Origin of the sequence: Peptoniphilus obesi ph1 (assembly GCF_000311865.1) — a bacterium.
GTDB lineage: Bacteria > Bacillota > Clostridia > Tissierellales > Peptoniphilaceae > Peptoniphilus_E > Peptoniphilus_E obesi.
On the sequence record NZ_HE978581.1, the window covers coordinates 212,670 to 227,872 of the forward strand.

13 protein-coding genes and 1 other RNA gene are annotated in these 15,203 nt (G+C 28.9%); 1 reads left to right on the forward strand and 13 read right to left on the reverse strand.

Annotated features, from left to right (window positions below; genetic code table 11):
• Positions 1-4: 4 nt before the first annotated feature.
• From HGPB_RS04685 to HGPB_RS04700, 4 genes are all read right to left on the reverse strand, one after another.
• Positions 5-1,186 (reverse strand): type II secretion system F family protein, encoded by a 1,182-nt coding sequence (locus tag HGPB_RS04685; protein ID WP_019132543.1) that lies wholly within the window; start codon positions 1,184-1,186, stop codon positions 5-7.
• Positions 1,183-2,628: a GspE/PulE family protein gene (locus HGPB_RS04690; protein ID WP_019132544.1), complete on the reverse strand. Its 1,446-nt coding sequence runs from the start codon at positions 2,626-2,628 to the stop codon at positions 1,183-1,185. Before HGPB_RS04690 ends, HGPB_RS04685 begins: the two co-directional genes overlap by 4 nt.
• Positions 2,612-4,693, reverse strand: coding sequence for a type I DNA topoisomerase (topA, locus tag HGPB_RS04695; protein ID WP_019132545.1), 2,082 nt, complete (start codon positions 4,691-4,693; stop codon positions 2,612-2,614). Before topA ends, HGPB_RS04690 begins: the two co-directional genes overlap by 17 nt.
• Before the next feature lie 103 nt (positions 4,694-4,796).
• Positions 4,797-6,128, reverse strand: a complete 1,332-nt coding sequence (locus tag HGPB_RS04700; RefSeq protein WP_019132546.1) for a hemolysin family protein — start codon at positions 6,126-6,128, stop codon at positions 4,797-4,799.
• Positions 6,129-6,242: 114 nt separating this feature from the next.
• On the opposite strand from HGPB_RS04700, the gene HGPB_RS04705 reads away from it, so the two are divergent.
• Complete coding sequence (locus HGPB_RS04705; protein WP_019132547.1) at positions 6,243-6,851, forward strand: DUF4230 domain-containing protein; 609 nt, start codon at positions 6,243-6,245, stop codon at positions 6,849-6,851.
• 58 nt (positions 6,852-6,909) lie between these two features.
• On the opposite strand, the gene HGPB_RS04710 is transcribed toward HGPB_RS04705, so the two are convergent.
• From HGPB_RS04710 to ccpN, 9 genes are all read right to left on the reverse strand, one after another.
• Entirely contained in the window at positions 6,910-7,794 is an 885-nt protein-coding gene (locus HGPB_RS04710) for a C40 family peptidase (RefSeq protein ID WP_392392329.1), read from the reverse strand.
• Between the two features lie 130 nt (positions 7,795-7,924).
• Positions 7,925-8,256: RNase P RNA component class A (gene rnpB, locus HGPB_RS08490), an RNA gene on the reverse strand.
• Between the two features lie 21 nt (positions 8,257-8,277).
• Positions 8,278-9,075 (reverse strand): Nif3-like dinuclear metal center hexameric protein, encoded by a 798-nt coding sequence (locus tag HGPB_RS04715; RefSeq protein WP_019132549.1) that lies wholly within the window; start codon positions 9,073-9,075, stop codon positions 8,278-8,280.
• Positions 9,051-9,761, reverse strand: coding sequence for a tRNA (adenine(22)-N(1))-methyltransferase (locus HGPB_RS04720; RefSeq protein WP_019132550.1), 711 nt, complete (start codon positions 9,759-9,761; stop codon positions 9,051-9,053). Before HGPB_RS04720 ends, HGPB_RS04715 begins: the two co-directional genes overlap by 25 nt.
• On the reverse strand, positions 9,758-10,876 hold the full coding sequence (gene rpoD, locus HGPB_RS04725) for an RNA polymerase sigma factor RpoD (RefSeq protein WP_019132551.1): 1,119 nt from the start codon (positions 10,874-10,876) through the stop codon (positions 9,758-9,760). The genes HGPB_RS04720 and rpoD overlap by 4 nt, the downstream gene beginning before the upstream one ends.
• Before the next feature lie 14 nt (positions 10,877-10,890).
• Positions 10,891-12,699, reverse strand: a complete 1,809-nt coding sequence (gene dnaG / locus HGPB_RS04730; protein WP_019132552.1) for a DNA primase — start codon at positions 12,697-12,699, stop codon at positions 10,891-10,893.
• A complete protein-coding gene (locus HGPB_RS04735) occupies positions 12,690-13,721 on the reverse strand; it encodes a deoxyguanosinetriphosphate triphosphohydrolase (RefSeq protein WP_019132553.1) in 1,032 nt (343 codons plus the stop codon). The genes dnaG and HGPB_RS04735 overlap by 10 nt, the downstream gene beginning before the upstream one ends.
• Positions 13,722-13,733: 12 nt before the next feature.
• Positions 13,734-14,561: a pyruvate, water dikinase regulatory protein gene (locus tag HGPB_RS04740; RefSeq protein ID WP_019132554.1), complete on the reverse strand. Its 828-nt coding sequence runs from the start codon at positions 14,559-14,561 to the stop codon at positions 13,734-13,736.
• Between the two features lie 8 nt (positions 14,562-14,569).
• Positions 14,570-15,199 (reverse strand): transcriptional regulator CcpN, encoded by a 630-nt coding sequence (gene ccpN, locus HGPB_RS04745; RefSeq protein WP_019132555.1) that lies wholly within the window; start codon positions 15,197-15,199, stop codon positions 14,570-14,572.
• Positions 15,200-15,203 lie beyond the last annotated feature (4 nt).

Sequence of the window (15,203 nt, forward strand, 5' to 3'; positions counted from 1 at the left end):
AAGGCTAAATGGTATTAATTAAATCAAACATAGGCATGGCTATTGATATTACGATAAATCCAACAATTACGGCTAAGATTAATATCATAATTGGTTCAAAATATGAAATAAATTTTTCTTGTTTTAATTCTAGTTTATATTCATAGTATTCAGAAATTGAATCCATTATTTCTAATATATTAGAAGACTCTTCTCCTGTTTTTATCATAGATATATCAAAATCAGAAAAAATCTTAGAGCTTTTTAATGATTCTGATAAAGATAAACCCTCATATATATCTTGTCTTACTTTTTGTAAATCCTTATTTAGACTTTCATTTTCATTAGAATCAGCTATTATTTCAATGGCTCTTGCAGTCGTTAAATTTGACTTTAATAAAAATCTCATCATATTTACAAAGTTTGATATTAAAAATATCCTATATAAATCAAATTTAAGTTTTAACCTTTCTATAAATGACTTGCCCTTATTTGAATTAAAGTAAACAAGCAAGGCTAGAATTATAGCAATAAATATAGAAGAAACTATAAAAAAATTATCTCTTATAAATCTTGAAAATCCAAGCAAAATCCTAGTTAAAAAAGGCAGTTGCATTGAAGAATCTCTAAAAACTTCTTCAAAACTTGGCAAAATATTAAAAACTAAAAAGTTTAAAATAAGAAAAGTTACAAGGATCAAAATAATTGGATAAATTAAAGCATTTTTAATTTTTTGTTCAAAAATAACTTTATTTTTATAAAATTTAGAAAGGTTATTTAAAACCTCAGGTAAATTTGATGAATTTTCTCCAACCTCTACCATATTAGTTACGAGCTTTGGAAAAGATCCGCTAGCATCCAGGCTCTTGCTTAGATTTTCTCCAGAAATGATTTCTTTATGTATATCTGCAATAATTTTTTGTCTTTTATTGCTATAACTATCTTTTAGTAGAGAAATTGCTTGGTCAATTGGGATTTTTGATTTTAATAATATGTATAGTTGATAGAGAAATATATGTAGATTTTTATCATTAAAGGCTTTTGAAAATAATACTATGTCTTTATTTAAAATGTTTGCTTCTGATATTTTAACTGGTCTGTAGCCTAAATCTCTAATTTTTAAAGCTGCATGACTCTTATCGCTAGCATCAATTTGGCCTCTTAACTCTTTTCCATCAGAGGATAGGGCCTTGTATTTATAAATCATTTTTCACCTATTGTCATGATGTTTTTGTAAACTTCATCAAGCGATGTGCTTCCTTCTTTTAGCATTTCTTTCATGGATTCCTTTAAGCTAATAAGTCCTTCTTCTTTGCAAAGTCTTTTAAATTCTATAAGTCCCATGCCTGAATTTATAGCTTCTTTTAATCTATCATTTAAAAGAAGAATTTCATATACTGCTATTCTTCCTGTGTAACCCATGTCGCACTTACCGCAAGATCCTGGTTTATATATATCCATAGTTTCGTCATAAAGCTCAACATATTTTCTTTCTTTTACTTTGCAATCACACAATTTTCTGACAAGTCTTTGAGAAATTACTCCTATAAGCCCAGCTGAAATTAAATATTCCTCTACTCCAATATCTTTTAACCTATATACGGCGGAAGGTGAATCGTTGGTATGTAAACTACTTAAAACTAATCTGCCGGTTATAGATGCTCTAAGAGCTGTCCTTGCTGTTTCTTGGTCTCTAATTTCCCCAACCATGAGTTTGTCTGGGTCAAGCCTTAAAATAGATTTTAATCCTAGATTAAAATCCAAGCCTCTTTCTTCGTTAATTTCTATTTGATTAAAGCCTTCTACCTTGTATTCGACTGGATCTTCAACAGTCATAATATTAATCTCTGGACTTTTTAATTCTTTTAAAAGAGTTATAAGAGTTGTAGATTTTCCACTTCCAGTCGGTCCAACACTAAGAATTAGTCCGCTTGGTTGCCTTATAAGTTTACTCACAAGTTCTGCATTTCTTCCCTGCAAACCTATTCCTTGTCTAGTTAATTCAACATTGTCCCTGTTTAAAATCCTAAGAACTAGTTTTTCAGAATAAATTGTTGGAACTACTGCAACTCTTATATCTATATTTTTTCCATCTTTTTTGTAGCTAAAGCTTCCATCTTGTGGAATATTTCTCACTGTATAATCTAGCTTAGCTAAAACTTTTATCCTATTTATTAAAATATTACTAAGAGACCTATCAAGTTTTAATAAATCTCTTAGTATTCCTTCAATTCTAATCCTAACAAGGGAAGCTCCATCAACTGCATCAAAATGAATATCTGATGCCTTGTTTGCTATTGCATAGTCTAAAAGGTAATTCACTAGCCTTATAATCTTTGAATCATTATTTTCAAAACCTTGTCTTTTATTTAAAATTTTCTCGTCAGAAAAATCATCAATTATCGATTTGATATTTGATATATCTGTTTTAGAATAATATTTTTGCCTCAAATCATATAAGTCTTTGCTAGAACATTCTTTAAATTCTATATTCTTCTTGGTCAAGACCTTTAAGGCTTCTTTTGTGTTAGAAGAATATTTATCTGTCCAAAAAATCATCTTATCTTGGTCAAACTTATATGGAACAATCCTATATTTTATAGATAATTCTTTGTTTATTTCCTGCTCAATATTATTTTTCTGAATCATTTTCTTTCTCTCTGTAGTTGCACTTGTCATTGCTGCATTTTATTTGCTTGCCCTGTCTCGAATTAAATTTAGTCAATATACTTCCACAAACTGGGCATTTTCTATCAATTGGTTCATTCCAACTTACAAAATCACATTTTGGATAATTTGAGCAACCATAAAATTTTCTACCCTTTTTCGTTCTTTTAATAACTATATCCCCATCGCACTTAGGACAAGCAACATCTATCTTTTCAACAAGTGGTTTTGTATTTCTACAATCAGGAAAACCTGGACAAGCTAAAAACTTACCATATCTTCCCATTTTTATGACCATGTTTCTTCCACATTTTTCACAAACTATATCAGTTTCTTCATCTCTGATTTCAACTTTTTGTATGTTTTTCTCAGCAACATCAAGATCTTTTTTTAGTTTTTCGTAGAAGTTTGCTATTAAGTCTTTCCAGTACATTTCTCCATCTGCAACTTTGTCTAAACTATCTTCCATATTTGCAGTAAATTCTTCATTAATTAGGTCTTTAAAGTTTTTATACAAAACTTCATTTACTGTCAAACCAAGCTCAGTTGGAGTAAGTCTTTTTTCATCAACCACTACATAATACCTAGATAATAAAGTAGATATTATTGGCGAATATGTCGATGGTCTGCCAATTCCAAGCTCTTCTAATTTTTTAATTAAAGAAGCCTCGTTATACCTAGCTGGTGGTTGTGTGAAATGTTGGGTTTTATCTATTGATTTTAATTTCACTTGTTCATTAACTTCTAAGTCTGGCAAAATATTATCCTTATCTTTTGTGTAATCATAGACTTTTAAAAATCCATCAAAGATAATTTGTGATCCACTAGATTTAAAGATTTCATTATTATTTAAAATCTCCAAATTAATTGTTGCATATACTGCATTTGCCATTTGAGATGCCACTGTTCTTTTCCAAATCAAATTATAAAGCTTGTACTCATCCTTTGATAAGGAGTCTTTAATTTGAAAAGGTGTTCTAAATACATCAGTCGTTCTTATACATTCGTGAGCATCTTGTATCTTTTTATCGGTTTTTTTGACATAGCTTGAGCCTAGATACTCTTTACCAAAGTTATCTTTTATATAAGAAGATATTTGAGCCTTAGCTTCGTTTGATATCCTTGTTGAGTCGGTTCTCATGTAAGTTATTAATCCGACTTGACCTTCTTTTGGAATACTTATACCTTCATAAAGCTTTTGAGCTATCATCATAGTTTTTCTACTAGAAAAATTTAATTTCCTAGATGCTTCCTGCTGCAAGGTTGAAGTAGTAAATGGATTGTAAGATTTCTTTTGTCTTTTACCTTTCTTTAAATCCGATATTACAAACCTATCTTCATCAATCCTGTTTAAAATATCTATAGCTTCTTTTTCAGTCTTTATATCAACTTTTACTTTACTACCATTTTCTATCCGGCCATAATAATTAGCTTCAAAACTCTTTCTTGATTTTTTAAGAATAGCTTCTATTGTCCAGTACTCTTCTGTTATAAATTCGCTAATTTCTTGCTCTCTATCACATATAATTTTTAAAGCTACTGATTGAACCCTACCGGCTGATAATCCATTTTTTATCTTGCTCCAAAGTAGTGGACTTATTTTATAACCAGTTAACCTATCCAAGACTCTTCTAGCTTGTTGTGCATCGACAAGGTCTTTGTCTATCTTTCTTGGATTTTTCATTTCTCTTTTTATAGTATCCTTTGTAATTTCGTTAAATGCTACCCTGGAATTACTTTCTGGATCTATATCTAGTATTTTCCCTAAATGCCAAGAAATTGCCTCTCCCTCTCTATCAGGGTCAGTTGCAAGAAAAATCTTATCAGCATTTTTTGCTTCCTTCTTCAATTCTTTAATTATTGGGCCTTTGCCTCTGATATTAATATATTCAGGTTCAAAATTATTTTCTATATCTATAGCTAATCTGCTTTTTGGTAAATCTCTAATGTGACCAACAGAAGCCATAACTTTATAATTTCTACCTAACATTCTCTTAATAGTTTTCGCTTTAGTTGGAGATTCAACTATTACTAAATTTTTAGCCAAATTTACACTCCCTAACTTTTTTCTATAAACATATTCATAATATCAATTAATCTTTAACTCTTCAACTTAAAAAAATAAAGATATCAATTATCTTATTAGATAATCAATATCTTTTGTCCTTTTTAGCTTCTTCTGTTAGTTCAAGATTTGTACTTAAAATTTTCTTATCTTTAACTTTCATTTCCGATAATATGCAGCCTTCTATATTTAGTTTTAAATTTTTTGAAATGTTAGTCTTTGGTATATAGCCCAGTTTTTCTATAATTAAACCAGAAATAGTCTCGTGCTTATCAGAATTTAAATTAATATTTAACTGATTATTTACATCATCTATAGTCATGGCACCGTCTACTATATAATTATTATCTTTAATTTTTTTAATGGCGGGATAATCATAGTCATACTCGTCTTCTATTTCTCCAACTATTTCTTCCACTATATCCTCAACTGTTACCATTCCAGAAAATCCACCATATTCATCTATTAGTAATGCAATATAATTTTTACTTGATTGCAAATCTTTTAAAAGTATATCTATTTTCTTTGTCTCAGGAACAAAATAAGGTGTTTTCATAATATTTTCTAACTTAATTGGCTCATAGTTATTTTTATCATATTCAACAAAAAGATCTTTTATATATAAGACACCTATAATATTGTCAGTATTATCTTTATATACAGGCATCCTAGAATATCCAGATTTCAAAATTTCTGAGATCATTTCAGTGCTAAATTCATCTATATCAATCATATAAATCGATGTTCTTGGAGTCATTATTTCATAAGCAAGTTTGTCATCAAAGTCCATGATATTAACAATCATTTTCTCTCCAGTAGAATTTATAACTCCTGCTTGCTGAGATACCCTTATATAACTTTTTAATTCTTCCTCAGATATTTTCTCCTCTACATCTTCAGAATATTTGCCTAACAATTTTAGTACAAATATTGTTGAAACAGAAAGCAATTTAACAAATGGGAAAAATAATTTAGAAACATATTTAATTATATAACTTGACCTAATAGCAACCTTCTCTGGATCTTTAAGTGCAATCCTTTTTGGTACAAGTTCTCCTAATACAAGAGTTATATAAGATAGCAAAAAGGTAACAAGCACAAACGATATAGTTTTTGCATATGGAATTCCAAAATTATATAAACTATTTCCTAAAACTTGAGAAACACTAAGTGCAGCTGATCCAGATGAGAAAAATCCGGCAAGTGTTATAGCTACTTGAATTGTTGATAAAAACCTAGTTTGATCCTCTGTAATAGAAAGCAAAGTTTCAGCTCTCTTATCGCCTTTTTCAGCTTTTTCCTTTATTTTATTTTTATTCGCTGAAACCATTGCCATTTCAGCAGAAGCAAAAAAACCATTAATTATAATAAGTATTAAAATTAAAATAAATTTGGGCCACAAGGCTCCCTCTTCCATAAAAATACCTCCTAATTTTAATAAATTATATTATATCAATTATAAATAAATTTATCTATGTTTTATAAACTTCATTATTTTATAGTATAATTTAAATAAGTTGAAATACAAGTTTTGTACAAAGGAGGAATTACTATATTAAAATTCTCTTATAAAAAATTTTCTTTACTACTTTTTGTAATTTGTATATTTTTATTTTTAGGACTTTCCCTTAGACCTAAAGAAAAAACAGAAATTGATTCAAACATAATAAAGAATAAGTTGGTATCAGTCCAAGAATTAACAACAGTAAAATACAATTATACAAATATGGGTCAATTTGAAAATTCAAATACTTTTTATGGATATAAAATTCCTTTTACTTCAAAGAAATTTATAATCTCATATGATGGAAGTGTAAATATCGGTGTAAATCTTGCTGATATGGATGTTACTATAGATTCAAATAAAATAAAAATCAAGCTAGACCATGCTAAAATACTTAGTCATGAAATTTATGAGGATTCTTTAAAAATATTTGATGAACAGAACTCTATATTTAATCCTATCAGGTTAGAAGATTATAACAATTTTTCAAAAAGCCAAAAAAAGAAAATCGAAAATGAAATTATTGAAAAAGGTTTGTTAGAAAAAGCTGATGAGAAAACAAAAAAGGCAATTTATGATATTTTAAATATTGATGACTTGCTAGAAAAGTATAGTTTAGAAATTGAATTCAAGTAATTAAAAAAACTCTAAGTTTAAAAACTTAGAGTTTTTTATGTAACCTAATTTAATTTTATTATAATACTCTTGTTGCATTTACATATCTAGTGTCATAATAGTTTTCGCTAAGTTTTGAAACAATTACTTTCTTTTGACCACTAGAAGAATGAACAAATTCTCCGTCTCCCATATAAATTCCTACATGAGAAACACCATTACCACTTGTGTTAAAGAAGATTAAATCTCCTGCTTGTAAATCTGATCTTGAAACTTGTTTACCGTATTTTGATTGTTCAGAAGATGTTCTTGGTAAGTTAATTCCTAATTGATTTTTATAAACTGCATATATTAAACCTGAACAGTCATAACCATCTTTACCAGTATCTCCATAAACATATGTAGAACCTAATTTATCTAATGCTAGATCAACAGCTTCTTTGGCTTGTCCACTAGCTTTTATTTCATAATTTTTAGTATCTTTATTGTCTTTCTTTTCTACTTTAACTTCTTCTTTTGTTTTATTTTCAGAAGTTAATTCTAAACATAATAAAGAAACATTTCCTTTAACTCCGTCTGAAGTTTTAGCTAGTATGTAGCCATTACCCATCGAAATTTCTTCTAGCTCTTCTCCAATAAATAAATTTCTAACAATTTCATTTTTATCATTTTTTATTGAAGTACTTTTTATAACTTTATATGTTCTAGTAACTTTTTCTGTAAGTTGAACTTTCGTATGTGGTACTGTGACTTTTGCACTACCTTTTTCCACTAGATATCCTTTATCTGATGAATCAATTATTTTGGCTTCTTCTCCAGTTTCAAAATAAATTTTATTACCACTGTATGTAGTTTGAGCATGATCAGCTATAAATATACCAGTATCCTTTAATCCAAATAGTGAAACTAAACAAAGGATTAGCACTGATAAAGAGCTTTTACATTTCTTATCCAAGATAAACACTCCTTATTTAATGTTCTTATATTTTCTTTTTAAATTATAACAAAATAGTTACAAAAAATCAAGAAAGATTACAAAATTATTAAAATATTTTTAACCATTTTGTAATCTTTCCAAAAATATAATACTAAATTTAAATAGTAATTCTGTAAGCTGCATTCTGTTTAATCAATCATCTATCTAGATTTATTGTCACCAATAAATTCAAGCGACCTACCTACCGGCAAATGCGAGCAGCATTTGTTTTTTCCTATTTTGGTCTTGCTCCAAGTGGGGTTTACATGTCAATATTGTTACCAATATCACGGTGAGCTCTTACCTCGCCTTTCCACCCTTACCTGATAAACAGGCGGTATATCTCTGTTGCACTAGCCTTAGGGTCACCCCCACCAGCCGTTAACTGGCACCTTGCTCTGTGGAGTGCAGACTTTCCTCTTCAAAAGAAGCGATTGAATGAATTACTACCATATAACAATAACATTGTTTCTATTTATTTTCAATATGATTAATGTCTATTTTATAATCATTATTTAAATAAGTTAAAACTTCTATGGAAAAGTTTTTTTCTAGCTTATCTTTAATTTTATTTATTATCAACTTTTCACCATTGTGGTGACCAATGTCCATTATACATAAATCATTTTCATATGCTTGTTGGGCTTGATGATGTTTAATATCAGCAGTTATAAATAAATCTGCTCCAGATTCTTTAAAAGATTCAAATAATGAAAATCCAGATCCTCCACAAATTGCTATTTTATCAATTTTATCTTTAGCTCTACCATAAACTCCTACTTCATTTTTATCAGATAATTTATCAAACAAATTATAAATATCTATTAATGATAAGTTTTTTGAATTTTTTGCTATATTGCCAAGATAATATCCTTTGTCTGTTTCTTCAAGTCCTGCTATTTTTTCTAATCCCAGATAATCACAGATAGTATCATTTACGCCTTCTTCTGCTATATCCATTGAAGTATGAGCTGAATATAGACTTATATTGTTTTGAATTAGTTTGATTATATTATTTCCAATATAATCATCATCTTTGATATTTTTTACAGAATCAAAAAATAAGGGATGATGTGTAATTATTAAATTTGCCCCTTCTTTAATCGCTTTATCAACTACATTATCAGTTAAGTCCAAGGCAAGTAAAACTTTTTCAACTTCTCTATCCTTTGTAAGTATTTGCCAACCACTATTGTCCCAACTTTCTTGGTAGGAAGGTTTTGCCCAGTCTTCAATAAATTTTATTATTTGGCTGATTTTATATCCCATAATAATTTTTCATACCTTTCATTTTTATCGTTTAACTCTAATATTTTATTTTCTATTCTTTTTGTTTTTTCTTCTGGTGCTAATTTATTTAAAATAAATTTATTCTTTCTAATTTTATAAAGCAAATATTCTGCAAAAGTTTCGTCTTTTCTTTTATAGCATTCATAAGGAAGTTCATAAAAAATTGAATCAACTTTACTGATTTCTCCTTTATAGCTTACATCCATTATTTCAAAATACTTTTTTTCTTCGTAAACAATTCTTTGATCATTAAATATAAATCCATTCTTATACAAGTATTCTCTTAATTCATATTGATTTTGCATTGGCTGAAGAATTAGTTTTTTCAGATTTTCTACTTTATCAAAATCTCTTTCTATTAATTTTGAAATTAATATACCACCCATACCTGCAAGTATTACAGTGTCTACCTCATTTTTTTCTATTACTTCTAGTCCATTTCCAACTCTTAAATGAATCTTAGAATCGATATATTTATCGTCTACTAATTCATAGGTTTTTTCTAATGATTTTTCTGATATATCACTAGCAACTATATAGGAAGAGATATTGTTTTCTACAAGAAAATTTGGTACTAATCCATGATCAGTACCAATATCTGCAACTTTTGAATTTTTATCTATTAAATTTACAATCTCTTCTAATCTTTTAGAAAGTTTTATCATTCTAAAAAGTCCCTCAATTTTTTACTTCTACTAGGATGTCTTAATTTTCTAAGAGCCTTTGCTTCAATTTGTCTTATTCTTTCTCTAGTTACATCAAATTCTTTTCCTACTTCTTCTAAGGTCCTAGCTCTACCATCATAAAGTCCGAATCTTAAAATTAGAACTTTCTTTTCCCTGTCTGTTAAAGTTGTTAAAACGTCATCTAATTGTTCTTTAAGTAGAGTGAATGTTGCAGCATCTGATGGTGATAGAATTTCATCATCTGGAATAAAATCACCTAGGTGAGAATCTTCTTCTTCTCCTATTGGTGTTTCTAATGATACCGGTTCTTGAGCAATTTTTTGAATTTCTCTTACCCTATCAACATCCAAATTCATTTCTTTTGCGATTTCTTCTGGTAAAGGATCTCTTCCGAATTCTTGTACTAATTGTCTTTGAACTCTTACTAATTTATTAATTGTTTCTACCATATGAACTGGAATTCTTATTGTCCTAGCTTGGTCTGCTATTGCTCTTGTTATAGCTTGTCTAATCCACCATGTAGCATAGGTTGAAAATTTAAAACCTTTTTTATAGTCAAATTTTTCTACAGCTTTCATTAGACCTAGATTGCCTTCTTGAATTAGGTCTAGAAAACTCATTCCCCTGCCCACATAGCGTTTTGCAATAGATACAACAAGTCTTAGGTTAGCTTCTGCTAATTCTTTTTTAGCAGAGTTATCTCCTGCTTCCATTCTTTTAGCTATTTCTACTTCTTCTTCGCCTGTAAGAAGTGGAATTTTACCAATTTCTTTTAAATACATCCTAACAGGATCATCTACGCTTACTCCTTTAGGAACGCTTAAATCTTCCTTGGATGCATCTTCTTCGTCATCTTTACCCTCAGATTCTTTTATTTTTTCATCTATTTTTTTGTCATCAAGAAGTTCTATACCATCATTTTCAAAATCTTGATATATGTGATCAACCTCTTCTGAATCCAAAGGTATCTCTTCAAGGGCATTTACTATTTCCTCATAAGTAAGATTACCTTTAATCCTACCTCTTTTCCTTAATTTTTTTATTATAACATTTTTTGATAAATCTTCTGATTTTTCATTAAGATCTCTACTCATTGCATCCTCCTTTTTTAGAAAGATTGAATTTTTTTATTTATCTCGTCTAATTCTTTAAGTAAATAATTAATTTCCGTCTTTGTCGATTCTGTTTGCCTTGTACTTTCAATAGATTTAATTTCTTCAAGGATCTGAATTCTTCTAGTTTTTAAGTTCTCATCCTTTATTGTCAAAATCAATTCATCTTTAATATCGCTAAAGTTAAGCTTATCTATATCAATTGATAGAAGATCTTCTAGCTTTTCTATTTCTATACCCCTATCATTGGTAATTTTATCTATTAAATCTTTACTACTATCTATTTGCTTATATAGGTCATCTAAATTTTCAAAAATAATCCTATTTCTAGTGTCAGAAAATTCATAAGAAGATATAAATTTTTGAGCATAGCGATAATTTTCTTCTGCATCCATACAAAATCTAATCAAATAATCTTCTGCTCTTTTTCTCTTTGATGTAAAAATCTTCTCACTAGCTTTTTTAATGACTCTTTTTTTGCTTACTGCTTGTTTTTTTAGTTCTTTTTTATTTTTATTTATATTTAGACTTTTAATATAAGATAAAATTGATTCTTTTGAAATCTGATAATCTTTGGCTATCTTACTTACATATACATCCATTTCGATTGGATTTTTTATTCTAGATAAAACTTTTGCTATCTCACTTGTAAAGTTACTAAGACCCTCAGCTGATTCTATATTATAATTTTCTTTGATTTTTAAAATTTTATAATCAATATAGCTTATGGCATTTTTAATTTCAAGCTCAAAGCTTAATTTCCCATATTTCTTTATATAGTCATCTGGATCAAGTCTATCAGGCAGGCTAATTATTTTAGGATGTATATCTTTTGATATTAATATATCAATGGCTCTTTTAGTTGCATTTACTCCAGCATCATCTGAGTCATAACATATATATACATCATCAGCATATCTTTTTATTAGTCCAGCCTGGTCTAAAGTAAGTGAAGTACCTAAGCTTGCTACACTGTAATTAATACCACTTTTATATAAAGAAATAACATCCATATAGCCTTCTACTAAAATAATCTTTCTTTCTTTCGATTCGTTAGCTATTATGTTCAGATTGTAGAGATGCCTACCTTTATTAAATACGATTGTGTCTTTTGTATTAAGATATTTTGGCATGGAATCGTCTATAACTCTTCCTCCAAACCCAATAACTCTTTTATTTGTATCTATTATTGGAAAAATTATCCTATTTCTAAATCTATCTATATAGTTTCCATTTTTACTTTTGCTTATTAAATTATAATTATATAATTCCTCGTCTTTGTATCCTTTATTTTTTAGATATTTATAAAGACCATCCCAAGAGTTTTCTGCAAATCCAAGTCCATAATTTTTTATAGTCTCTGGATCTATACCTCTCTTTGTTAGGTAGGAATATGCTATTTTATTTCTCCTTAAATTATTTAAATAAAATAAGGCAGTATCTTTGTTAGCTTGATAGCATTTTTCTTTTTCATCTACTATTTTTTTATCATAGCTTGTAGTTTCTTTTTCTTTTATTTCAATTTGAGCCCTGTCTGCTAAAAACTTAACTGCTTCTATAAAGTTTAAGTTTTCAATTTTCATTGCAAAAGTTATTTGATCTCCGCCAGCTCCACAACCGAAACAATGAAATATCCCCTTTGAAGGGGATACTGAAAATGATGGTGTCTTTTCATTGTGAAAAGGACACAATCCCATATAGTTGCTACCACTTTTTTTAAGATCTACATATTCACCTATAAAATCAATTAGATCAACTCTGTCTTTGATTTCTTCTAGTAAATAATCATCAATTATTAGTGCCAATAGCTCACCTGCTTACTCCAACCAACTGGTATGAATAATGATTCGTATAGTTTTACAGCAAATACATCAGTCATCCCAGCTATATAATCGCATATTATATCTTCATCACTACAATCAATATTTTCGTATGTTTTTAGATTTTCTTTAGGGATTCTACTTAGGTCTTTTTTATAATATTCAAATAAGCTAGTAATTAAATGTTCTATTTTATCATTTTCAGATTTTACAACTGGATTTAAATAGACATTTTGGAACATGAATTTTCTTAATTCTCCAGTTGCTTTCTCTATTTTTTCGTCCATCCTTATATAATCTTTATGATAACTTTCATTTACCACTGAACTTATCATTGTATTTATTCTTTGTGAGTTTGTAGTTCCTAAAATCTCTATTAGTTCACTTGGAAGGTCTTTATCAGAAATTATTCCTGCAGATCTTGCATCGTCTATATCATGGTTTATATAGGCAATCCTATCTGCATACTTTAATATATGACCTTCTAAAGTGCTGGCTTTATTTTTCCCAGAATGATTAAGTATTCCATCTCTTACCTCAAATGTCAAATTTAAACCTTGTTTATTAGTTCTGTGAGATAAAAGGTCAACTATCCTAAGGGATTGTTCATAGTGTCTAAAACCTTTTGAATTTAATTTATTTAATACAAACTCTCCACTATGACCAAATGGTGTGTGTCCAAGATCATGTCCAAGAGACATAGCTTCAGTAAGATCTTCGTTTAATTCCAAGGCTCTTGCAATTGTTCTTGCAATTTGTGAAACTTCAAGTGTGTGAGTTAGCCTTGTTCTAAAATGATCTTTGCCTGGAGAAATAAAAACTTGCGTCTTATGCTTTAACCTTCTAAATGCTCTAGAATGTAGAATTCTATCCCTATCTCTTTGAAAGTCGGTTCTTATATCGCACTTGTTTTCTTCTTCTAATCTTCCTCTTGTTTGATCAGCAAAAGATGCTTCTTTATAAAGCATATAATGCTCAAGCTTTTCTCTTTTAATTCTTGGTATCAATTAACCACCCTTTTATAATAATTCTTTTGAATTGTTTTCAACATAGTCTATGATAATTCCAGCTGTTTCTTCCATAGCTCTATCTGAAACATCAATTACTATACAGCCTAATTCTTCCATTATTTGTTTAGAATATCTAAGTTCTTCTTTTATCCTATCTAAATTTGCATATTTAGCATTTCCAGTTAGTCCTAGAGATTTTAATCTTGCCTCCCTTATTGAAATTAATTTTTCAGGATTGCAAGTTAGTCCTATTATCTTATGAGGATCTTTTTCATAAACTTCTTTTGGAACTGGAACTTCTGGAACTAGAGGTATATTTGCTACCTTGTATAGTTTATGAGCTAAATACATTGATAGTGGTGTCTTGGATGTTCTAGATATTCCTATTAGACATATATCAGCTTTTTTAGCTCCTCTTGGATCTTTTCCATCATCATATTTAACAGCAAATTCGATCGCTTCAACTTTTTTAAAGTAATTTTGGTCAAGCCTTCTTATTAATCCAGGTTCTCTTAGAGGTGGATATTCTAAAATTTCTTCTATTTTTTGCATGGGTTCAGCCATAACATCAACAACTTTGATATTAAGTTCCTTTGCCTTTTTATTTATAAATTCACTAGTTTCTAATACAACATTTGTATATATAACTAAACTTCTTGGATGTTTTGCAGCATCTAATAGTATAGGTTCAATATCTTCTATGCTATTATGATATGGATATCTTTTTATTTCATAGTTATCAGTCTCAAATTGTCTAACTGCCGCTTTTGCAATCAACTCTCCTGTCTCGCCTATTGAGTCTGAAATCACATAAATTATTATTCCGTTATCTTGCATACTTCCTCCTATTTCTCGCTTGCAAATTCTACAAACAAGTTATTTACATTCGTTTTAGTAAATCTTCCTATTACCTTTAACTTATCTTTTTCCTTGTCGATAATTTTTACAACTGGTAATGAGTCGACTTCTCTAGCTTGTATTAATTTAGCAGCTTCTATTACAGGTGTTTCTTCTAAAACATAAGCAATATTCGGCATTCTTGTCATTATAAGTCCGATCGGAGTGTTTTGTAAATCTAGCTTTCCTATAGCTGATCTTAATAAATCTTTTCTAGATACCACCCCTGCCAAAAAGCCATCTGATGTTACAAAAACTGATCCCATATTGTCTAAAAATAATCCCACTATAACATCATATATGGAGATGTTTTCATCCATAACAACTGGAACACTCATGGTATCTTTTACATGAATATTTTTAGCCTGTTTTGCAAAGTTATTAAAATTATTTTTCCCTGTGTAGAAATAACCTACTTTAGGTCTAGCTCCTAAAATTTCTAGCATAGTTAAAATTGTTAAATCAGGTCTTATTGTTGCTCTAGATAGTTCTAACTTTTTCGCTATATCATCACCAGTAATAGGTGCTTCTTTTTTTACTATATCAATTATCTCAAGCTGTCTATTTGTAAGATCCAAAATA

Coding starts and splice junctions, on each gene's coding strand:
- HGPB_RS04715 (WP_019132549.1), bottom strand. CDS start 9,075: ATGGGATATAAAATCAGCCAAATAATAAAATTTATTGAAGACTGGGCA.
- HGPB_RS04685 (WP_019132543.1), bottom strand. CDS start 1,186: ATGATTTATAAATACAAGGCCCTATCCTCTGATGGAAAAGAGTTAAGA.
- HGPB_RS04740 (WP_019132554.1), bottom strand. CDS start 14,561: ATGCAAGATAACGGAATAATAATTTATGTGATTTCAGACTCAATAGGC.
- HGPB_RS04700 (WP_019132546.1), bottom strand. CDS start 6,128: ATGGAAGAGGGAGCCTTGTGGCCCAAATTTATTTTAATTTTAATACTT.
- rpoD (WP_019132551.1), bottom strand. CDS start 10,876: ATGAGTAGAGATCTTAATGAAAAATCAGAAGATTTATCAAAAAATGTT.
- HGPB_RS04720 (WP_019132550.1), bottom strand. CDS start 9,761: ATGATAAAACTTTCTAAAAGATTAGAAGAGATTGTAAATTTAATAGAT.
- HGPB_RS04690 (WP_019132544.1), bottom strand. CDS start 2,628: ATGATTCAGAAAAATAATATTGAGCAGGAAATAAACAAAGAATTATCT.